16 protein-coding genes, 1 tRNA gene and 1 pseudogene are annotated in these 20,521 nt (G+C 48.2%); 15 read left to right on the forward strand and 3 right to left on the reverse strand.

What is annotated here, in order from left to right; all coding sequences use genetic code 11:
- Window positions 1–3: 3 nt before the first annotated feature.
- Window positions 4–1,197 carry a DUF418 domain-containing protein gene (locus BFJ94_RS20145; protein WP_240431920.1) on the reverse strand — a complete coding sequence of 398 codons (1,194 nt, stop codon included), beginning with the start codon at window positions 1,195–1,197 and terminating at the stop codon, window positions 4–6.
- Between the two features lie 142 nt (window positions 1,198–1,339).
- Here BFJ94_RS20145 and BFJ94_RS20150 point away from each other — a divergent pair.
- From BFJ94_RS20150 to BFJ94_RS20160, 3 genes and pseudogenes are all read left to right on the forward strand, one after another.
- A pseudogene (locus tag BFJ94_RS20150) lies at window positions 1,340–2,045 on the forward strand (response regulator transcription factor).
- Window positions 2,042–3,808 carry a sensor histidine kinase gene (locus BFJ94_RS20155; RefSeq protein WP_120464242.1) on the forward strand — a complete coding sequence of 589 codons (1,767 nt, stop codon included), beginning with the start codon at window positions 2,042–2,044 and terminating at the stop codon, window positions 3,806–3,808. The pseudogene BFJ94_RS20150 and the gene BFJ94_RS20155 overlap by 4 nt, the downstream one beginning before the upstream one ends.
- A gap of 75 nt (window positions 3,809–3,883) precedes the next feature.
- Entirely contained in the window at window positions 3,884–5,026 is a 1,143-nt protein-coding gene (locus BFJ94_RS20160; RefSeq protein WP_120464243.1) for a PdaC/SigV domain-containing protein, read from the forward strand.
- A 54-nt stretch (window positions 5,027–5,080) separates the two neighbouring features.
- On the opposite strand, the gene clpP is transcribed toward BFJ94_RS20160, so the two are convergent.
- Both clpP and BFJ94_RS20170 read right to left on the reverse strand, forming a co-directional pair.
- Window positions 5,081–5,668 (reverse strand): ATP-dependent Clp endopeptidase proteolytic subunit ClpP, encoded by a 588-nt coding sequence (gene clpP, locus BFJ94_RS20165; RefSeq protein ID WP_120464244.1) that lies wholly within the window; start codon window positions 5,666–5,668, stop codon window positions 5,081–5,083.
- A 199-nt stretch (window positions 5,669–5,867) separates the two neighbouring features.
- Window positions 5,868–5,942: transfer RNA gene (locus BFJ94_RS20170), tRNA-Arg, on the reverse strand.
- A 211-nt stretch (window positions 5,943–6,153) separates the two neighbouring features.
- On the opposite strand from BFJ94_RS20170, the gene BFJ94_RS20175 reads away from it, so the two are divergent.
- The 12 genes from BFJ94_RS20175 (at window position 6,154) to secG (ending at window position 20,416) form a co-directional block, all read left to right on the forward strand.
- On the forward strand, window positions 6,154–7,173 hold the full coding sequence (locus BFJ94_RS20175; protein WP_120464245.1) for a LacI family DNA-binding transcriptional regulator: 1,020 nt from the start codon (window positions 6,154–6,156) through the stop codon (window positions 7,171–7,173).
- 111 nt (window positions 7,174–7,284) lie between these two features.
- Window positions 7,285–8,244, forward strand: coding sequence for an ABC transporter permease (locus BFJ94_RS20180; RefSeq protein WP_120464246.1), 960 nt, complete (start codon window positions 7,285–7,287; stop codon window positions 8,242–8,244).
- 13 nt (window positions 8,245–8,257) lie between these two features.
- Window positions 8,258–9,145: a carbohydrate ABC transporter permease gene (locus BFJ94_RS20185; RefSeq protein WP_120464247.1), complete on the forward strand. Its 888-nt coding sequence runs from the start codon at window positions 8,258–8,260 to the stop codon at window positions 9,143–9,145.
- Window positions 9,146–9,230: 85 nt separating this feature from the next.
- Complete coding sequence (locus tag BFJ94_RS20190; protein WP_120464248.1) at window positions 9,231–10,877, forward strand: type 2 periplasmic-binding domain-containing protein; 1,647 nt, start codon at window positions 9,231–9,233, stop codon at window positions 10,875–10,877.
- Between the two features lie 115 nt (window positions 10,878–10,992).
- Entirely contained in the window at window positions 10,993–12,336 is a 1,344-nt protein-coding gene (locus BFJ94_RS20195; RefSeq protein ID WP_120464249.1) for a glycoside hydrolase family 30 protein, read from the forward strand.
- Window positions 12,337–12,597: 261 nt separating this feature from the next.
- Complete coding sequence (locus BFJ94_RS20200; protein ID WP_120464250.1) at window positions 12,598–13,650, forward strand: sugar-binding transcriptional regulator; 1,053 nt, start codon at window positions 12,598–12,600, stop codon at window positions 13,648–13,650.
- Between the two features lie 84 nt (window positions 13,651–13,734).
- Window positions 13,735–14,745 (forward strand): type I glyceraldehyde-3-phosphate dehydrogenase, encoded by a 1,011-nt coding sequence (gene gap, locus BFJ94_RS20205; RefSeq protein WP_120464251.1) that lies wholly within the window; start codon window positions 13,735–13,737, stop codon window positions 14,743–14,745.
- Between the two features lie 260 nt (window positions 14,746–15,005).
- A complete protein-coding gene (locus BFJ94_RS20210) occupies window positions 15,006–16,187 on the forward strand; it encodes a phosphoglycerate kinase (protein WP_120464252.1) in 1,182 nt (393 codons plus the stop codon).
- Between the two features lie 37 nt (window positions 16,188–16,224).
- Window positions 16,225–16,977, forward strand: coding sequence for a triose-phosphate isomerase (gene tpiA / locus BFJ94_RS20215; protein WP_120464253.1), 753 nt, complete (start codon window positions 16,225–16,227; stop codon window positions 16,975–16,977).
- Window position 16,978: 1 nt separating this feature from the next.
- Window positions 16,979–18,526 (forward strand): 2,3-bisphosphoglycerate-independent phosphoglycerate mutase, encoded by a 1,548-nt coding sequence (gene gpmI / locus BFJ94_RS20220; RefSeq protein WP_120464254.1) that lies wholly within the window; start codon window positions 16,979–16,981, stop codon window positions 18,524–18,526.
- 73 nt (window positions 18,527–18,599) lie between these two features.
- Window positions 18,600–19,889, forward strand: a complete 1,290-nt coding sequence (eno, locus tag BFJ94_RS20225; protein WP_120464255.1) for a phosphopyruvate hydratase — start codon at window positions 18,600–18,602, stop codon at window positions 19,887–19,889.
- Between the two features lie 293 nt (window positions 19,890–20,182).
- Window positions 20,183–20,416 carry a preprotein translocase subunit SecG gene (gene secG / locus BFJ94_RS20230; RefSeq protein WP_120464256.1) on the forward strand — a complete coding sequence of 78 codons (234 nt, stop codon included), beginning with the start codon at window positions 20,183–20,185 and terminating at the stop codon, window positions 20,414–20,416.
- The last annotated feature ends 105 nt before the right edge of the window (window positions 20,417–20,521 follow it).

Raw genomic sequence — 20,521 nt, forward strand, 5'->3', positions numbered from 1 at the left:
TAGCTATATTTCCGCAGCTGCCAGGTTCTTCTTCCGTTTAGCCTTGCCGCTTAGGGAAAGATAGGTCCACATGCGCAGAATCCGCTCGAACGGACCTGATTTGAAGTAGGAGTTATACCAGCTGCTAAAGAACATCTGCAGGATGTAAATCAAGAGCGCCAGTCCGCAGCCGGCGATGACACCGATTTTGCCGAACCAGCCCAAACCATCTCCGTAGAATATCGCCGTACAGATGACGGTCTGCATGAGATAGTTGGTGAGCGATAGCTTGCCGACAGCTTCAAAATATCCAAACAACCGAGACGAGGAAAATCTGGAGTAAGCGAGGGCGAACGCCATCATATAGCCGATGGATAACAGACTTCCACCGACCAGCATCCCGGTTCCTGAACCGATCTGGTCTGGGAATACAAGACTGTATGATTTGAACAATAATCCTAGCGGCAGGAAAATGAACAGGTATTTACGATAGGTTGCGGTTTTCTGTTCAGGATCGATAAACCATCGTCGCTTCGCGGCGTACATACCGAGCAAAAACAAAGGCATATGCAGCATCGGTGCAATCATAGCTATGACCAGCATAGCCGAAGCCGACTTCGCCATAGGATCAGCGGTCTCCCGATCATGTTTGATCTCTGCATAGCTGCCTCCCGCGTAGAGGGTTACTGTATTTTTGACATAGGCCTCGATGCGCTGGTTCATTTCTTGCGTGCTCTTGGATTGTTTATTCTCAGGAAATATCCCGATGAGCCCCACTAATAACATTAGAATACAAGACCATATAAGCAGCGTCTTAGGCTTGCGGTTCATAAAGATCAGAAGCATAATTCCGATGATCCCGTAATAGAACAGGATATCGCCGTCCCATAGATAGGTGCTGTGCAGGAGACCGATAGCTCCTAGCAAAGCGAATCTGCGCAGTAAAGGCCAGCCCGCTTTTCGATTTCTTGCGTTCAAGCTCTCTTTCATCTTGATCATGCCAAATCCGAACACGAATGTGAAGATCGGCATGAAGCTGCCTTCTACCAGCAGTTGTACGAATTTATGAGCCGTTGATCCGGCGGTCGTTACGTGGAACAGATGCAGCAGATCCTTCCCATGCATTCCGTACTGGAAAATCAGCATATTGGCGAGAAGTATGCCAAGCAGACTGAATCCTCGCAAACAATCGATCAACCGTATCCTTTTACTCTTCAATATTAATCACCTCGAGGATCAGTGTAGCAGTGGAGCTTAAATAGGAACTAAAATCCCGCTTAACATTTGTTGAACAGCTGTAAATATTGTTTAGCTCGAATTAAGATTGGTTTGATACAATGCTGCTGAGGTGGTTTATAGGATGGAGAATGCGAAAATTTTACTCGTCGATGATGAAAAGGCCATTGTGCAATTGATTGAAATGGTGCTGCGTAAGGAAGGATTCAGGCATATTTACACAGCGAATAACGGTAAGGAAGCGCTAGAGCTGATCAAGCGTCATACGATAGATATCATTCTGCTGGACGTCATGCTGCCGGATCAGACAGGCTTCGATTTATGTCCGCAAATTCGCAAGGCTTCGGATGCCCATATTATCTTCTTGACAGCCCGGACTTCGGACCTCGATGTGTTGACGGGTTTTGCAACGGGCGGAGACGATTACGTGACCAAGCCGTTCAATCCGCTGGAGATCGCCGCCCGTGTGAAGGCTAAGCGTGGTAACGCCCGCCACACCGGTTAGACTGGAGGACAGCCGCGGCCGTTATGACTTTGGTCGCTTCGTCCTCGATGAATTCTCGGGCACGCTGCTTGTAGACGGCAAGGAAGTTCCCTGTCCTGCTCTAGCTTATCAGCTGCTATTGTTCTTATGCAAGCATCCTGGCATCGTGTTCTCGAAGGCACAACTCTATGAAGAGGTATGGGGCATGGATGGACTTGGGGATGACAACACCGTGATGGTGCATATCCGCAAAATCCGCGAACGAATCGAGGAAGATCCCGGTAATCCTGAATACCTGCTGACAGTTCGGGGACTGGGATATAAGCTGGTGAAGGTGAGCCCATGAGGAAGATCAGAACCCGCCTAGCCCTGCATTTTACCTATCAGCTTCTGATGCAGTGGGTCTTGATCCTGTTGACGATGATGATCATCTTATTCTCGTTGTTCAATTATATGGCCAACCAGGATTTGAAGCGGACCTTCTCGACAGGGGCCCTGGATGCGATCAAGATCGAGACGATCATCCAGAATGATGAGGTAGAGATGAATCACCGTTGGAAGAAGCTGCTGAAAGAGCAAGGATATTGGCTGCAAATTATCAATGACAGGGGGAGCGTGATTTATTCCTTAAATGCACCGGCAGATCTGAAGAAGACTTATGGAGCAACGGAGCTGCTGAACATTCAGGAGTCTCGTAGGCTCGGCTCCTATCGGGTGTCCGCGGCGCTGGAGCCGGAAGCGGATGGACTGAAATCTGTCGTTTATTTGATGGGAAGGCAGGATCTGGGCACGAAGCTGTTGAATGAATGGTTCCAGAAGTATAACCAGAAAGGACAGATTCGGGCGGATGCCATGGCGGAGCTTGAGCAGCAGCTTCATGGCAAGGATGAGTATTTACAGGTTGTAAATACGGAGGGAGAGATATTGCAGTCTATCGGACAATCCGCTCAAGGCAGCACAGATAAGAGATATCTTCCCCTTGATTTGGTGGCGATACACGCAGAGCCGGGCAGTTATCCGATGGAATTGTCGGTACATTACGATGAGGATAGCGGCAACACCTGGCTTCTGCATCAAGGCAAGCAGGGGAGGACGATAGAGAAGCAGTCGATATTTTATGACCTGATCAAGGGGCTGGTTGTCATTGGGGTTAGTGTCATGGTGGTGACGCTGGCGCTGTCGATCTGGCACGGATATCGCTATGGGCAGCCGCTGACCCTATTCGCTGGTTGGTTTGAACGGATGGGCGAGGGGCGGTATAGCGAAGCGTTGACGGAGAAGGAACGTAAAAAGGTGTTCAAGCGTAATGGCAAGATCCGCATGCGATACCGACTCTATAAAGAGGTTATTGCCGGCTTCTACGAGATGGCGACCCAATTGGATGCTTCACAGCGGGATCGGAAGCTGCTGGAGCAGACCCGGGAGGAATGGATGACAGGCATTTCCCATGATTTGCGGACACCGCTGGCGACGATCCAGGGTTATGGCCATCTGCTGGAGAGCGGGCAATTTAGTTGGGATGAAGCCGAGCTGAAGGAGATGGGCAAGGTCATTCGGGAAAAAGGGGATTTCATGTTGGAGCTGGTTCAGGATTTCTCCCTGACATTTCAGCTGAAGAACAATGCTCTGCGTATTCCGCTAGAGCCGATTGAATTAAATGAGTTCGTCCGACGCTCGGTGCTGCGGTATGTCAATGACGCGACGATTGATACGGCCGTCTTCTCTTATGAGGAGTGGGAGGAAGAGTTGACCATTATGGCGAACCCGAAGTGGTTCCGGCGCATGCTCGACAATATTATCACGAATGCGGTGAATCATAATCCTGAGGGAACGGAGATTACAGTGAGTACCGGTATTGCGGGGGATGCGGCCTGGATCTGTGTCGCCGACAATGGTCAGGGAATGGATGAAGAGACGCGGTGCAATCTGTTCGAGCGGTATTACCGCGGCACAAGCACGGATGAGACAACGGACGGCGCCGGTCTGGGCATGAGCATTGCCCACGCGATCGTGATCGCTCATCAAGGACGGATTCGGGTGGAGTCAGAGCCACAGCAAGGGGCCAAGGTGATCATGGAGTTCCCGTTGATCGCGGTAGGAAACGAATAGTCCAGGCTATTCCTGCATGATTTACAGCAGTTCCGGGAAAAATTGGGGTATCCATGAAAAGGGGGCAATAAGCTAATGACAACGAAGATCTCGAAGATGATAGCTATTGTACTGGCTGCTGTAATCATAGCTTCAGGAATTCCGGCCGGATCTATGCCTGTCTCAGCTGACGAGGGCTATAGTAAGTCAGATAGAGTGGAAGGCGAACCGATAGGAAAGCTGCAGAAGGGCGATCAACCAGCTTCTGACCAGGCTCCGGCTCCTGTGCAAGTGACTCTAAAGGGCAAGCCGATGAAGCTGCATGGGATTCAAGGGCAGGAGGATGTTCTGGTTCCGCTTGAATTAATAGAGAAGGGACTAAAGGTTAAGGTTAAATACGATAAAGGTAGCGACCGTTATTTTCTACGGAGGGACCATGTCGTGGTTCAGCTTACCCCGAAGGAGGATGGGGCTTGGGCGGTTGTGAATGGCAGTACCCAGGTGCTTCCGTATGAGTGGAAAGAGCTGAATGGGGTCCGCTATGTATCGTCCAGAGTGCTGACAGATCATCTTGGATTCAGTTCGACGTATGATGCGGCGAAGAACACGTTGAATCTGGTTCCGCATAAAATGAACAATATTAAAATAACTACGCGACTTGTCGATAAATCTATCCCCGAAGCCTCGATTAAGGTAGAGTATCCTCAGATCAGTGGAGTGAAGAGCAAAGATGCGGAGCGGAAGATCAATGATGTTCTGCAGAGCCGAACGGATGAATTTATTAAGCAGTCGCTGCAAGCCACCAAGGAGGGAGCGCCGCCTAGCGATAAGCCGTATCAATTCCTTGGCAACTATACGGTGACCTTCAATCGCGATGGGCTGTTAAGTATTCTGTTACAATACTACTCTTATACAGGGGGAGCGCATGGCAATCCTACCCGTGAGGGGCTGACTTTCCGTCTCAGCGATGGCAAGCTGCTGACGCTTGATGAGGTACTGAAGGCGAATCCAGACTATCGTCGTATTGTGGACCCGGCAATCACCAAGCAATTGGAAGCAACCGAGGGGTACTTCGGCGGCTTCAAGACGATCGGCAGCAATCCGACCTATTATCTGAAAAATGATGGAGTTGTGATTTACCTGCCACTATACGAGTATTTGCCATATGTGAACGGATTCCCAGAGTTCTATTTTCCCTTCTCTGAGCTCGGGGTGAAAAGCAAGGAGATTGTGAAGTAAAAAGAAGACAGCAGGCCTGGTGCTACCAGGTCTGCTGTCTATTTAGGTTACCTATTATAATGCAGCTTTATCGATCACTTTATCGACCAATCCGTATTCCATCGCTTCAACAGCACTCATGAAATTATCGCGGTCTGTATCTCGCTCGATTTGTTCCAGCGGCTTGCCAGTACGTTCAGCAAGGATTTTGTTCAGATTGTCGCGCATTTTGAGAATGCGGCGGGCGCGGATCTCGATATCCGTCGCTTGACCTTCTGCGCCGCCGAGCGGCTGGTGGATCATGATCTCACTGTTTGGCAGAGCGAAGCGCTTGCCTGGTGCACCCGCATTGAGCAGGAATGCGCCCATGGAAGCAGCTAAGCCTACACAGATCGTAGATACATCGGATTTGATGAATTGCATCGTATCATAAATGGCCATGCCGGCTGTAATTGAACCGCCGGGACTGTTGATATATAGATGAATATCTTTGCCAGGATCTTCGGCATCAAGGAATAGCATTTGCGCGATGATGGAATTGGCAACGACGTCATTAACCTGCGTGCCGAGGAAAATGATCCGGTCTTTCAGCAATCTGGAATAAATGTCGTAAGCTCGTTCGCCACGGTTACTTTGTTCAACAACCATTGGAATATAACTCACCGATAAACCCTCCTTATAATTAGCCCGTACAGGGAATGAAGCCCCTCGTTATCAAGCTGTGTTCATATGCTTCAATCAATTCCAGAATTGACGGAATCGATGATTTGTAACCCCATAATAACTAATTTTTTTTCAAAAGTCAAAGATAGTCAAACTCAAGGCAATAAAAAAGCCCTTAACGGGTTTTATAAATAAAATATGGCGCGCCCGCGAGGAATCGAACCTCGATCTCAGGCTCCGGAGGCCTACGTCATATCCATTGGACCACGGGCGCATGAATTTTGTGCAACAAAGATGATTATACGGTATCTGTTTGCAGATTGCAAGCTAAAAAATTGATCTGTTTATAGGTAATAGTGTATTTTGTGAAAGCTCAAAATTTTTCGTTTTAAACCAAGTAAATTTTCCAATAGCATATTGTGCTGAAAACGTTTTTATGTTATTTTAAATTTATAAAAACGTTTTTGTAAAAAGGACGATCCATAATGGCGAAAGTTACGATTAAGGACGTTGCAAGGGAAGCAGGGGTGTCCATCTCCACTGTCTCCAATGCATTGAATGATGTAGACGTGCTGACTCCGGAGACGAAGTCGCACGTGCTCAAGGTCGCAAAGCGGCTGAATTATGTGCCTAACCTGAACGGGAAGCTTTTAAAGTCAGGCAAGACGAACATGCTTGGTTTCTTCACGACGAGCGTCAAGGGGGCGTATTTCTACATTCTAGTGGAATCGATGGCCCGTGAATGCGAGCGGCTAGGCTACGGGTTAAATGTGTTCGTTACCAAGGATAAGCAGGTTATTATGAGCAATATTCTGGGCGGGCGCGTGGATGGATTGGTTATTTACGAAGAGCTCAAGATTGACGAACATGATATTGCTTCCATGGAGAAGGATAAGATCAAGGCGGTGTTTCTTGACCGAGTGATCGAGAATGAGACGATGGGAAGCGTCATTTTTGATTCTTATGTGGCTGGTTACGATGCAGCGAAATATTTGATCAGCCTAGGGCATAAGAAAATTGCTTACATTTCAGGCGTCGATACGATGTTTGACAGCGTTCAGCGCAAGGAAGGATATTTGGCTGCGCTCAGGGAGCATCAACTTGAGATGGATCAGGATTATATTTTACAGGGTTATTTTGAGGAGGAAGCCTCCTATAATGCTGTGAAATCCTTCCTCCGTATGCACCATGACAAGGTGCCGGATGCCTTTCTGGCCGGGAATGACCTCAGTGCCATCGGATGCATCCGGGCTTTGAAGTCAGAAGGCTACCGGGTTCCCGAGGATATTAGCGTTATGGGGTTCGACGACATTGAAATCGCACAGTATTTCACACCTCCTCTGACGACGGTAAGGAACCAGATCGCCAGGCAGGGAATGCTCGTTATCGATCATCTTGTCCGCATGATTCAGAGGAAAGAACAGGGCAAGCTGCAGAAGCTGTCGAGCGAGATCGTAGTGCGGGGCTCATGCCACATAAAATTAAATCGGGATGATTCTATATAAAAAAGAAATCAGGATCATCCCGGTTTATATCATTACCGGTTAACAGGCCTTTTTTTTGCAGGGAATAAAAACGTTTTTATTTATTTTGCTAACTAGAAAGGGGAGCTGTAAATGGAGAAAATAGCCGGTGTACCAGTTAAAAAGCCTATGGGACAAAGGGTTAAGGAGTTTTGCGTAGATTTTAAAAATCAATGGGAAATCCAGTCGATGATTATCCCGGGCGTCATTTTTATGATTATTTTTTGCTACATCCCGATTTATGGATTAACGATTGCTTTCAAGAGCTACACGGTCATCGATACGCTGGATTCGGCCCCTTGGGTAGGCTTGGAGAATTTCAGGATCATCCTGTCGGATAAATACTTCTGGGACTCCGTAGTGAACACACTGGGCATCAGCTTCCTGAAGCTGTTGATCGGCTTCGTCATCCCGATTATTCTCGCGATTATGATCTACGAACTAGGCATGGGACGGTTCAAAAAAGTAGTGCAGACCATTTCGTATCTTCCGCACTTTTTGTCCTGGATCGTTCTGGGTGGGATGTTGATCACCTGGCTCTCGACCTCGGGGTTGTTCAATCAGATTTTAGTGGGGCTCGGGATTATTTCAACTCCGCAGAATATACTGCTCGATCCAGGCAAGTATTGGTGGATTGCGACGCTGTCGGATATTTGGAAGGAAGCGGGCTGGGGCACGATTCTATATCTGGCGATTATGGCGAAGATCGACCCGACCTATTATGAGGCCGCCAAGATCGATGGTGCAAGCCGCTTAAGGCAGATCTGGAACATTACGCTTCCGAACATGAAGATGATTATCAGCTTGAACCTGATCCTTACTGTAAGCGGTTTATTGGGCTCAAATCTCGATCAGACGCTCGTGCTGATGAACTCGCAGAACCGGGTTAGAGCGGAAGTTATCAACTCCTATGTGTACCGCATGGGGATGACGCAGGGCGACTTCTCGTATGCAACCGCGGTTGGTTTAGGCGTTTCCATCGTCTCTGTCATTCTACTTGTTACCGCCAACAAGGTGACAAGTAAATTAAACGACAACCAATCGGTGTTATAGAGGGGGCATTCTCGTGAATCGGAAAACACTTAAGAGAGACATAGACAGTCAGGTTTTTGACGCCGTTAACGTATCACTGCTCGTTATTTTTACGATCATTATCGTAGTACCGCTGTGGAACGTCATCGTATCGTCTTTTAGCTCTGGCAGATCGCTGGCTGAGGGAGGCTTCATCTTCTGGCCGAAGGAGTTCTCGCTAGAGAATTATGAAGCCGTTTTCAGGGATTCTAGCATATGGCAGTCCTTCTTCATCTCAGTTTCCAAGACGTTCGTCGGGGTCATCACTCACGTATTCTTCTGCGCGATGGTCGGCTATGGCCTTAGCAAGCGGGAGGTCCGAGGCCGCAAGCTGTACGTTACGATGGGCGTCATTACCATGTTCTTCTCCGGCGGGATGATCCCGACCTACTTGCTGATCAAGTCGCTAGGATTGTTGAATAGCTTCTGGGTTTACATTATTCCGGCTCTGTTCAGCTACTATGACGTCATTATTTTGATGAATTTCTTCCGCAATGTCCCGGATTCTCTTGAAGAATCGGCCAAGATCGACGGGGCAGGGGATTGGCGCATATTTCTGAAAATCTTCATCCCTTTGTCCATGCCGGCTATAGCAACCATTGCTTTGTTTAACGGGGTCGGGCAATGGAATGACTTCATGACGACGAAATTGTACATCACTGATAAGAGTCTCTATCCGCTGCAAATGAAGCTGTACGAGATTATCGTTCAGTCGCAAACCCAGTCTATGCAGGACATTGGTGGCTCAGCGGTGATCGAGACAACGACGAAAGGGGTCCAACTAGCAACGATCGTCATTACGACACTGCCGATTGTTGTGATGTATCCAATATTACAGAAGTATTTTATCTCTGGAATGATGCTGGGGGCGGTCAAAGAGTAAAAATTACTTCGTACATGTTATGGAAGAGGGCAGCGATAGATAGGCCGAAGTTCAAAGCATGGTTTATCAAAAGGAGGGTAACGAAATGAAAGAAAGCAAGAAGAGCTTCAGAAAAACGGGAATCAAGCTCTGCGCTGTGTTGATGGCTACGGTACTCATTGTCAGCGGCTGTGGAGGGGGATCCAAGGGCGGCGGCAAGAAAGGCGAGCTGATCTCGATTGAGGACCGCTATACGCCGAATGCCGATACTCCAGCCTGGCAGTTGGACAAGAAAGAAGAAACGACAGAGCTTACCTGGTATGTTAACGCGGACTGGTGGAACAGCGAGTTTGGCAATGATGTAGTGACGAAGAAAATAAAGGAGGATTTGAACGTAAATATCAAGTTCATCACGGGTGATGACACCAAATTGAACACTTTCTTCGCCGGCGGTGAGATGCCGGATCTGATCACCGTGTTCGATTCCAACTCTTCTGTAGTGCAGAAGGCTGATACGTGGGCATATTCCTTAAATGATCTGGCTGAGAAATACGACCCTTACTTCAATAAAGTAGCGGCGCAGGATACGCTGAGCTGGTTCCAATTGAAAGATAGCAAAACATACGGATATCCCAACTATTCCAATACGCAGACCGACTATGAAAGAGGTCAAATTCCAGCCAAAACGGCATTCATTGTCCGTAAAGATGTATACGAAGCATTAGGCAAGCCGAGCATGGGTACGCCGGAGGAATTCCAGAATGTATTGAAGGAGATCAAGTCCAGATTCCCGAGCCTGATTCCTTTCGGATTCAACTCGATTGGTGAGGGCACAGGCTCTTTAGGCGACGTATTTCAGGATTTCATCGGCGTTCCCCTTGAGGATCCGAATGGCGGTTTCTACAACCGCAACCTGGACGAAGACTATTTGACCTGGTTGAAGACGCTGAATGCGGCTTATAGAGACGGCAGCATCAGTGACGACAGCTTTGCCGATGACGGCCCGACCTTTGAGGAGAAGGTCAAATCCGGCAAATACGCGACGATGCTCCTGGACGGAACGCCGCAGCAGGGTGGCAACCTGCAGATCTTTCTGAGTGCTAACCCCGATAAGGAATATATCGCCATCGATGGGCCGCAAAGTACAGTCGGTAACAAGCCGATGCTGAACCAGTCCGGGATTACAGGCTGGATGATTAACTTCATTACGAAGGACTGCAAGGACCCTGCCAAGGCGATTCAAATCTTCACTTATCTGCTTAGCGATGAGGGACAGATGCTGGTCAACTACGGAATCGAAGGTGAAACCTATAAGGCCGCCGGAGAAGGTAAATTTGAATTGCTGCCTGACGTGAAAGAATTGCAATTGAATAATCCGGACAAATTCAAGAAAGATTACCGCATGGGTGAATTCATCTTCTTCGGTCATGACCGTTACAAGGCGCTCAGCGACGATTCCTTCCCGGAAGCGATTAAACAGATGCAGGAATGGGGCAAGGGCAAACTGATGCCACACTTCATATTGGAGAACATCGACCCCGATCAAGGCACGCTGGAGGCCCGTGCGCTGAGCGCGATCAATACGAAATGGAATACAACCATGGTCAGCATGATCCGCTCCAAAAGCGAGGCCGAATTCGACAGCAGCCTGGCAGCCTACAAATCGTTCCTGGACGAGAACAACTGGGATAAGATCGTAAAAGTACGCAGCGAGAAAATGCAAAAGAATAAAGAAAAACTGGGTATGAAATAAGGCTAGATTTGAGAAGGCCCCTCCCTGTAGGGGCCTTCTTCATTAAGCGACATTCGCGGTAAGCGAACCAAGTATAGATAGACATTCATGAATACTGAGAGCGGAGGGAATTGACATGCTGAAACTAAGCGTATATCAATCCAATGGCGAGAATGAACTGTTCGTAAGGAAGGTCCCGGAGCAGCTGACACCTGTCTCAGGGGAACAAGCTATAAACACCATATTAATCGATAAGAGTCACACCTATCAGATGATGGACGGATTCGGCGCTTCTTTTACAGATTCGGCGGCCTATTTGATCCATCAAGTACTGGATGCGGAGCAGAGGGGCGAACTGATGCGCAAACTGTTCGATCCCGAGTCCGGGATCGGATTATCGTTGCTGCGAAATCCGATGGGGGCATCCGACTATGCACGGGAGATATACAGCTACAACGATTTGCCCGAGAATGAGACAGATCTTGAACTGAAGTGGTTCTCCATCGCACATGATGAAGAAGACATTATTCCTTTGCTGCAGGAGGCCGTGAGGCTGAATCCCGAGATCAAGCTAATGGCTTCGCCCTGGAGCGCGCCAGGCTGGATGAAGACGAGCGGCCACATGATCGGTGGGGAGCTGAAGGAGGAGTGCTATCAAGTCTATGCCGATTACTTCGTTCGGTATGTCCAGGCTTATGCGGGGCATGGGCTGCCGATTTATGCGGTAACGCCGCAGAATGAAGCTTTGTTCGTACCCCCGCACTATCCCGGCATGTTAATGCTGCCTGAGGCACAGAGTAAATTAATTAGGGACTACCTGAAGCCAGCGTTCGTGAAGAACAACATCGATACTAAGATATTGTGCTACGATCATAACTGGGACAGGCCTGATTATCCGCTGACCGTGCTGGAGCAAGCGCATAAAGATGTGGATGGTGTGGCATGGCATTGGTACGGGGGCAGCCCGTCGGCGCAGAACGAGGTTTATCAAGCTTTTCCGGAAAAAGAGGTCCATTTCACTGAAGGGTCAGGCGGAGAGTGGATTCCTGCATTTGAACCGGCCTTCTCCAATGTGATGAGAACGGGCATCGAGATTCTGCGAAATCACAGCAAGTCGTTCGTACTGTGGAATATGGCCTTAGACGAGCATAATGGGCCTACCGTACCCGGCTTCGGAAGAAGCACTTGCCGCGGCATTGTGCAGGTGAATCAGCAGACGCGCGAGCTGACCTACACGCTGGATTACTATGCGCTGGCCCATTTCAGCAAGTTCGTCCGTCCGCAGGCGGTGCGCATCGCCTCTTCCAGCTATGACAGCATTCGGTCAGTAGCCTTCAAGAACCCGGATGAATCGGTCGCTGTGATATTGTTCAATGATAGAGATCAAGCGGAAAATGTAGAATTGAAGCTGCAGGGAGAAGACATTCTGAGCTTCCAGCTGCCGCCTAAGAGTGCTATGACCATCGTGATTCATAAATAGCTTATTAGTTTAAAAATAGACGTCTGAAAAAGGCCTTTCTCATTGTGAATAGATGCACAATATATTTGCGATGAAGAGGCTTTTTTTAGAGTTCAAGAATTCGCGTGTATAAGAGGTAAGAGGAATGAGAAATATACGGACGTCAGGCTTGCAACTGGGATAAAAATTGGTTAAAATGACAGTGGGACTTAAAAAGTTAACCCGGGACGTTTTAAGACCAGGAGAAGGAGAGAGAAGACGAAGCTTGCAGGAGTGGAAAGCATGCGAAAAATGTTAGAAATGCAAAGGCAGCTTCTTCCTGATCTCATGGAAATTCTCAAGAAAAGGTATACCATTCTTCACCAGATCATGTTGTCGGATGTGATCGGCCGCAGGACGCTTGCGGTCTCACTGAACATGACAGAGCGTGTGTTGCGGGCCGAGACGGATCTCCTGAAGGCTCAGGGCCTGATAGAAATCGAGAATATAGGCATGAGAATCAGTGATTCGGGCAGAAAACTGCTGGAGGGCTTGGAGCCAGTAGTGAAGGAAATCTTCGGTCTGGCCAATCTGGAGGAGACGATCCGCGAGGCTTACGGGCTTCGCAAGGTTGTAGTGGTTGCCGGTGATAGTGAAGCATCCCCGCTCACGAAGCGGGAGCTAGGGCGAGCCGGAGCGAAGGCGTTGCTCCAGGCGATGCGAGGTGATGATGTGGTCGCTGTAACAGGCGGAACCACACTGGCAGAGGTAGCAGAACAGCTGACTCCGCCTTCAAATACATCACTGAAGCAGAGCTGGTTCGTTCCAGCACGAGGTGGACTTGGTGAGAGTCTGGAAATACAGGCTAACACGATTGCCTCAGGTATGGCTAAGCGTGTCGGAGCCGGATACAGGCTACTGCATGTGCCAGATCTTCTTGGCAGAGATGCCTATGATTCCTTGGTACATGACCCGAACATTCATGATATCGTCGATATGATTCGTCAGGCACGAATTATCGTACATGGGATCGGGGATGCAATGGAGATGGCTCGGCGCCGTAAATTGGAGCAGCCCGTTATTGACGAGCTGCAGAGGGACGGAGCCCTTGCTGAATCTTTTGGCTACTATTTCAATAAGGATGGCGTTGTCGTCCACAGGATGCTTACACTTGGACTTCGCCTCGAGGATATTATGAAGGCTGAGACAGTGGTAGGTATCGCCGGGGGGAAGGCAAAAGCAAGAGCTATTCATGCTGTGCTCAAATTCGGACAGGAAGATATTCTGGTCGTGGATGAAGCGGCAGCGGTTGAAATTGTGAAAGAGATCGAACGGCAGGGACATGGTTCAGAATAATTAGGTAGAATGACTATGGTTTACTCATGACAGGCTTACTTGCCTTGTCTTGATTAATAAAAAAGAACACTGGGAGGATCAATCATGAGTGTAAAAGTAGGTATTAATGGATTTGGACGTATTGGACGTTTGGCTTTCCGTCGTATTCAAAATGTTGAAGGCATCGAAGTAGTAGCAATCAATGACCTGACAGATGCTAAAATGTTGGCTCATTTGTTGAAATATGATACTACGCAAGGAAAATTTGATGGCGAAGTTGAAGTTCATGACGGCTTCTTCAAAGTTAACGGTAAAGAAGTTAAGGTTCTTGCTAACCGCAACCCTGAAGAATTGCCTTGGGCAGAACTTGGCGTAGATATCGTTCTCGAGTGCACAGGCTTCTTCACAACAAAAGAAAAAGCTGAACTTCACCTTAAAGGCGGCGCTAAAAAAGTCGTTATCTCCGCTCCAGCTACTGGCGACATGAAGACAGTTGTATACAACGTTAACCATGAAATCCTTGATGGCTCCGAAACTGTTATCTCCGGTGCTTCTTGCACAACGAACTGTTTGGCTCCTATGGCTAAAGTACTTCAAGACAAATTCGGCATCGTAGAAGGCTTGATGACTACGATCCACGCATATACTGGCGACCAAAACACTTTGGATGCTCCTCATGCGAAAAGTGACTTCCGTCGTGCGCGTGCAGCTGCTGAGAACATCGTTCCTAACACCACTGGTGCTGCTAAAGCAATCGGTCTGGTAATCCCAGAATTGCAAGGCAAATTGGATGGCGCAGCTCAACGTGTACCGGTTCCAACTGGTTCCCTGACTGAGCTTGTAACTGTTCTTGATAAGAACGTTACTGTTGACGAAGTTAACGCAGCAATGAAGGAAGCTTCCGATCCAGAAACTTATGGCTACACTGAAGATCCTATCGTATCTTCCGACATCAAGGGTATGACTTTCGGTTCCCTGTTCGACGCTACGCAAACAAAAGTATTGACTGTTGGCGACAAACAACTCGTTAAAACTGTAGCATGGTACGACAATGAAATGTCCTACACTGCTCAATTGGTTCGTACTTTGGAATTCTTCGCTAAGAAAGTTAAGTAATTTACGCTATTTCCGAATATACAATACCAAAGAGGAGTGACCTGCCTTAAGGACTCCTCTTTGGTTCATGGATTGAATTATTATTATTTTGTAAATCTAAGTTTTTAGATGGACATTCACACACACATAATTAAATTATAGATATAGAGAGCAATACCGCTTAGGAGAGAAATCGAAAGTCATATTAAGATTTGTGAGGGGCTAGCCACGTCATTATGATAGGAGCGGCACCGCGCATATTTAATAGGAGGAACGTGGAGATGAACAAGAAAAGCGTACGTGATGTAGAAGTAACCGGCAAACGTGTATTTGTACGTGTAGATTTTAACGTGCCAATGCAGGACGGCCAAATTACGGATGATACCCGGATTCGTGAAACACTGCCTACTGTGAAGTACCTGATCGACAATGGTGCTAAAGTGATTCTTGCCAGCCACTTGGGTCGTCCAAAGGGTCAAGTGAATGAATCGATGCGTCTTACTGTTCCTGCTCAACGCTTGTCCGAGCTGCTTGGCAAGGAAGTTACCAAGGTAGACGAAGCTGTAGGTGCTGCAGTAAAAGCGAAAGTCGACGCTATGAACAACGGCGATGTACTGGTGCTTGAAAATGTTCGTTTCTATCCAGGGGAAGAGAAGAATGACACTGAATTGGCTAAGCAATTCGCCGAATTGGCTGACTTGTTCGTGAATGATGCTTTTGGCGCGGCTCACCGTGCACATGCCTCGACAGAAGGCATCGCTCATTTCTTGCCTGCTGTATCCGGCCTTTTGATGGAGAAAGAATTGTCCGTACTCGGCAAAGCGTTGTCCAATCCGGATCGTCCTTTCACGGCCATTATCGGTGGGTCCAAGGTTAAGGATAAGATCGATGTAATCGACAACTTGCTTAACATCGCTGACAATGTATTGATCGGCGGCGGCCTGGCTTACACCTTCTTCAAGGCGCAAGGCCATGAAATCGGGAAATCTCTGCTTGATGATACGAAGCTCGATGCATCGCTCGGATTCATCGAAAAAGCGAAGAAGCTCGGTAAGAACTTCTATCTTCCAGTGGATTGTATCGTAGCTGATGATTTCAGCGCTGAAGCGAACCACAAGGCAGTGGATATCGACAGCATTCCTGCAGATTGGGAAGGCGTGGACATCGGGCCGAAGACGCGTGCACTTTATGCGGACGTGATCAAGAATTCCAAATTGGTTGTATGGAACGGACCGATGGGCGTATTCGAAATCGATATCTTCGCTAACGGAACGAAAGAAGTGGCTGAAGCTTGCGCAGCAACTGAAGGCTATACCATTATCGGCGGCGGTGATTCCGCAGCAGCAGCTGAGAAATTCCACCTGGCTGATAAGATGGATCATATCTCCACTGGCGGTGGCGCTTCCCTGGAATTCATGGAAGGCAAGGCGCTTCCAGGCGTAGTGGCTCTGAACGATAAGTAAGCAGAAATAATCAAGGAACAATAAGGAGTTGAGCCGCATGAGAACACCGATTATTGCAGGGAACTGGAAGATGTTCAAGACCGTTCCTGAAGCAAAAGCTTTCTTCGAAGCGGTGAAAGGTAAAGCGGAAGTAGACGGCGTGGAAAGCGTAATTTGCGCTCCATTTACGAATCTTCCGGCTTTGGTGGAAGCAGCCAAAGGAACGTCGATCAAGATCGGCGCTCAAAACCTGCATTTCGAAGATGAAGGGGCATTCACTGGAGAAATTAGCGGAGGAATGCTGAAAGAGCTGGGCGTAGACTATGTTATTATCGGACATTCCGAGCGTCGCGCTTATTTTGCAGAAACTGATGAAATTGTAAATAAAAAAGTACATGCTGCATTCAAGCATGGCTTGACACCGATCCCTTGCGTGGGCGAGAAGCTGGAAGAGCGTGAAGCTGGCAAGACCAAGGATGTAGTTAAGGTGCAAACCGAAGCTGCTCTGAAAGGTTTGACGGCTGAACAAGCTGCTCAAGTCGTTATCGCATATGAACCGATCTGGGCGATTGGTACTGGCAAATCTTCGACTTCTGAAGATGCTAACGAAGTTATCTCCTACATTCGTAGCCTCGTAAAAGGCTTGTACAATGATGAGATTGCTAACAAGATTCGCATTCAATATGGCGGTAGCGTGAAGCCTGAGAATGTGAAGGAATATATGGGCCAAAGCGATATCGACGGCGCGCTTGTTGGCGGTGCTAGCTTGCAGCCAGCTTCATATATTCAATTGGTCGAGGGGGCAAAGTAAGATGACGACTCCAAAACCGGTAGCATTAATCATCATGGACGGCTTCGGACTTCGTAACGAAGTAGAGGGCAATGCGGTTGCACAAGCGACTAAGCCTAACTATGACCGTTATTTGAAGCAATATCCTCATTCGACCTTGACCGCTAGTGGCGAAGCTGTAGGGCTTCCAGAAGGTCAAATGGGGAACTCCGAAGTCGGTCACCTCAACATCGGTGCAGGTCGGATCGTGTATCAAGATTTGACTCGGATTTCCAAATCGATTCGCGAAGGTGAATTCTTTGAGAATGAGACCTTGTTAAACGCGGTACGCAGCGCCAAGAACAAAGGCAAGAAGCTTCATCTATACGGCCTTCTGTCGGATGGCGGCGTCCATAGCCATATTAATCATATGCTGGCGATGCTCGACCTGGCTAAGAAAGAGGGTATGCATGATATATATATTCATGCTTTCCTCGATGGCCGCGACGTAGCTCCAGATAGCGCGAAGAGATATCTTGAGATTCTGATCAATAAAATTAATGAAGTGGGCATCGGCAAGATCGCTACGGTACAAGGCCGTTACTATGCGATGGACCGCGACAAGCGTTGGGAACGGGTGGAGAAATCCTACCGTGCCATCGTATACGGCGAAGGACCAAAATATACCGATCCGATCAAGGCGGTTACGGAATCTTACGAGAAGTCCGTATTTGACGAATTCGTAATGCCTACGGTCATCGTGGATGAGAATGATCAGCCTGTTGGCTTGGTTGAATCGGAAGATTCCGTAATCTTCCTGAACTTCCGTCCTGACCGGGCGATCCAATTGTCCAACGCTTTTACGAATGAAGATTTCCGCGGCTTCGACCGTGGACCGAAATGTCCGAAGGATCTCTACTTCGTATGCTTGACCCTGTTCTCGGAGACCGTGAACGGATTTGTGGCTTATTCACCGAAGAACCTGGATAATACCTTCGGCGAAGTGCTGGTACAGCAAGGTAAGAAGCAGCTTCGTATCGCTGAGACCGAGAAGTATCCACACGTAACCTTCTTCTTCAGTGGCGGACGTGATGTTGAGCTTCCAGGCGAGACACGCGTACTGATCAATTCGCCGAAGGTTGCAACTTATGACCTTAAGCCTGAGATGAGCGCTTATGAAGTGGCCGAGGCTTGTGTGAAGGAAATCGAGAAGGATGTGCATGACGCAATCATTCTCAACTTCGCTAACCCGGACATGGTGGGTCACTCCGGTATGCTGGAGCCAACGATCAAAGCGGTAGAAGTAACTGACGAATGCGTAGGCAAAGTTGTAGATGCAGTCAAAGCTAAGGGCGGCGTAGTTGTTATTATCGCTGACCATGGTAATGCAGATATGGAATTCGACGATCTTGGCCGTCCGCATACAGCTCATACTACTAACCCGGTGCCATTTATCGTGACCGATGAGAACGTAGTGCTTCGCGAAAGCGGCATTCTGGCTGACGTAGCTCCAACGCTGCTTGATCTGATGGGACTTCCTAAGCCGGAAGAAATGACAGGGCAATCGATGATTGCCAGCCGTAAGGCATAATTATTAAGATCTTTTTGCAAGATAGCTAATATAACTTAATTAATCCAAATCACCCATAAAAGGAGATATTTCAATGACGATTATTTCTGACGTATACGCTCGCGAAGTCCTTGACTCCCGCGGTAATCCAACTGTAGAAGTTGAAGTTTATCTGGAATCCGGTGCGATCGGTCGCGCTATCGTTCCATCCGGTGCTTCCACTGGGGCCCATGAAGCTGTTGAGCTTCGCGACGGTGACAACTCCCGTTACCTCGGTAAAGGTGTATTGAAAGCTGTTGAGAACGTAAATGAACATATCGCTCCAGAAGTGATCGGTATGGATGCTCTTGACCAACTTGGCATCGACAAATTGATGATCGCTCTGGACGGAACGCCTAACAAAGGCAAATTCGGCGCTAACGCAATCCTGGCTGTATCGATGGCAGTAGCACGGGCAGCAGCAGACGCTCTGGATCTTCCACTGTATGTATACCTTGGCGGATTCAACGCAAAACAATTGCCAGTTCCTATGATGAACATCGTGAACGGCGGCGCGCATGCGGATAACAACGTTGACGTACAAGAGTTCATGATTCTGCCTGTAGGCGCTCCTAGCTTCAAGGAAGCTCTTCGTACTGGCGCAGAAATCTTCCATAACCTGAAATCCGTATTGAAGGCAAAAGGCCTGAATACTGCAGTTGGTGACGAAGGCGGCTTCGCTCCTAACTTCACTTCCAATGAAGATGCATTGTCCTCCATCATGGAAGCTATCGAAAAAGCGGGTTACAAACCAGGTGTTGATGTATTCCTGGGTATGGACGTAGCTTCGACTGAATTCTTCAAGGATGGCAAATACCATCTCGATGGCGAAGGTAAATCCTTCACTTCCGCAGAATTCGTTGACCTGCTCGCATCTTGGGTTGATAAATATCCGATCATCACGATCGAAGACGGCTGCTCCGAAGACGACTGGGAAGGCTGGAAGCTTCTCACTGAGAAGCTCGGCGACAAGATCCAACTCGTTGGTGATGACTTGTTCGTAACGAACACTGAGCGTCTTGAAAAAGGTATCAACGAAGGAATCGGTAACTCCATCCTGATCAAGGTTAACCAAATCGGTACTTTGACAGAAACCTTCGACGCGATCGAAATGGCAAAACGTGCGGGTTACACAGCTGTTGTCTCCCACCGTTCCGGTGAATCCGAAGACAGCACAATCGCTGACATCGCGGTTGCTACGAACGCTGGCCAAATCAAGACCGGTGCTCCTTCCCGTACAGACCGTATCGCGAAGTACAACCAATTGCTTCGTATCGAAGACCAATTGGGCGAGCTTGCTCAATACAACGGCTTGAAATCCTTCTACAACTTGAAGCGTTCCTAAGATACAGAGGGATTCAACAGAATGCCGCTCAGTTATACACCAAGTCAGTCATCAAGATAAAAGAGGCGGCTTAAGCAACTATACTAGCTAGTTCGAAACATCATAGTCAGTCAATAAGGGAAGGGCCTGTCCGAGACGTCGGCAGGTCCTTTTCTGTTGGCGGCTCTTCCAATTTAGTATATCCAGTTGTTATTCCCTGGGTATTGTGCTACAATAATAGTGCTGTTTTTATATCTAAAATTATGTTGCTAAGGAAATAGATTTCCGCATTTCTACTTAGGAGGTGGATTTGGATGAATGTCTTTTTAGAGGTACTGCTCGTTATTTTCTCTGTGGGTTTGATTGTAGTTGTATTGCTGCAGGAAGGAAAGAGCGCAGGTCTCGCCGGTGCCATCTCCGGGGGTGCAGAACATCTCTTTGGCAAGAAGAAAGCTCGCGGTCTGGAGCTTGTGCTGGAGCGGACTACCATCGCTCTGGCGGTCGGATTCTTCGTTATGGCGATTGTAGTTGCCATCTTTGCGAAGTAACCTGTCAACTCTCATAATGAAATGAAGGGGTTGTCCTTATCGTTAAGATATCAGGGACAATCCTTTTTTGTATATCCTTGTGAGGATTAGCATGGAAGGCAGGGA

Source organism: Paenibacillus aceti (assembly GCF_003614185.1).
GTDB classification, from domain to species: domain Bacteria; phylum Bacillota; class Bacilli; order Paenibacillales; family Paenibacillaceae; genus Fontibacillus; species Fontibacillus aceti.

Coding starts and splice junctions, on each gene's coding strand:
- gap (WP_120464251.1), top strand. CDS start 13,735: ATGAGTGTAAAAGTAGGTATTAATGGATTTGGACGTATTGGACGTTTG.
- gpmI (WP_120464254.1), top strand. CDS start 16,979: ATGACGACTCCAAAACCGGTAGCATTAATCATCATGGACGGCTTCGGA.
- BFJ94_RS20180 (WP_120464246.1), top strand. CDS start 7,285: ATGGAGAAAATAGCCGGTGTACCAGTTAAAAAGCCTATGGGACAAAGG.
- eno (WP_120464255.1), top strand. CDS start 18,600: ATGACGATTATTTCTGACGTATACGCTCGCGAAGTCCTTGACTCCCGC.
- BFJ94_RS20200 (WP_120464250.1), top strand. CDS start 12,598: ATGCGAAAAATGTTAGAAATGCAAAGGCAGCTTCTTCCTGATCTCATG.
- BFJ94_RS20155 (WP_120464242.1), top strand. CDS start 2,042: ATGAGGAAGATCAGAACCCGCCTAGCCCTGCATTTTACCTATCAGCTT.
- BFJ94_RS20210 (WP_120464252.1), top strand. CDS start 15,006: ATGAACAAGAAAAGCGTACGTGATGTAGAAGTAACCGGCAAACGTGTA.
- BFJ94_RS20190 (WP_120464248.1), top strand. CDS start 9,231: ATGAAAGAAAGCAAGAAGAGCTTCAGAAAAACGGGAATCAAGCTCTGC.
- tpiA (WP_120464253.1), top strand. CDS start 16,225: ATGAGAACACCGATTATTGCAGGGAACTGGAAGATGTTCAAGACCGTT.
- BFJ94_RS20160 (WP_120464243.1), top strand. CDS start 3,884: ATGACAACGAAGATCTCGAAGATGATAGCTATTGTACTGGCTGCTGTA.
- BFJ94_RS20195 (WP_120464249.1), top strand. CDS start 10,993: ATGCTGAAACTAAGCGTATATCAATCCAATGGCGAGAATGAACTGTTC.
- secG (WP_120464256.1), top strand. CDS start 20,183: ATGAATGTCTTTTTAGAGGTACTGCTCGTTATTTTCTCTGTGGGTTTG.
- BFJ94_RS20175 (WP_120464245.1), top strand. CDS start 6,154: ATGGCGAAAGTTACGATTAAGGACGTTGCAAGGGAAGCAGGGGTGTCC.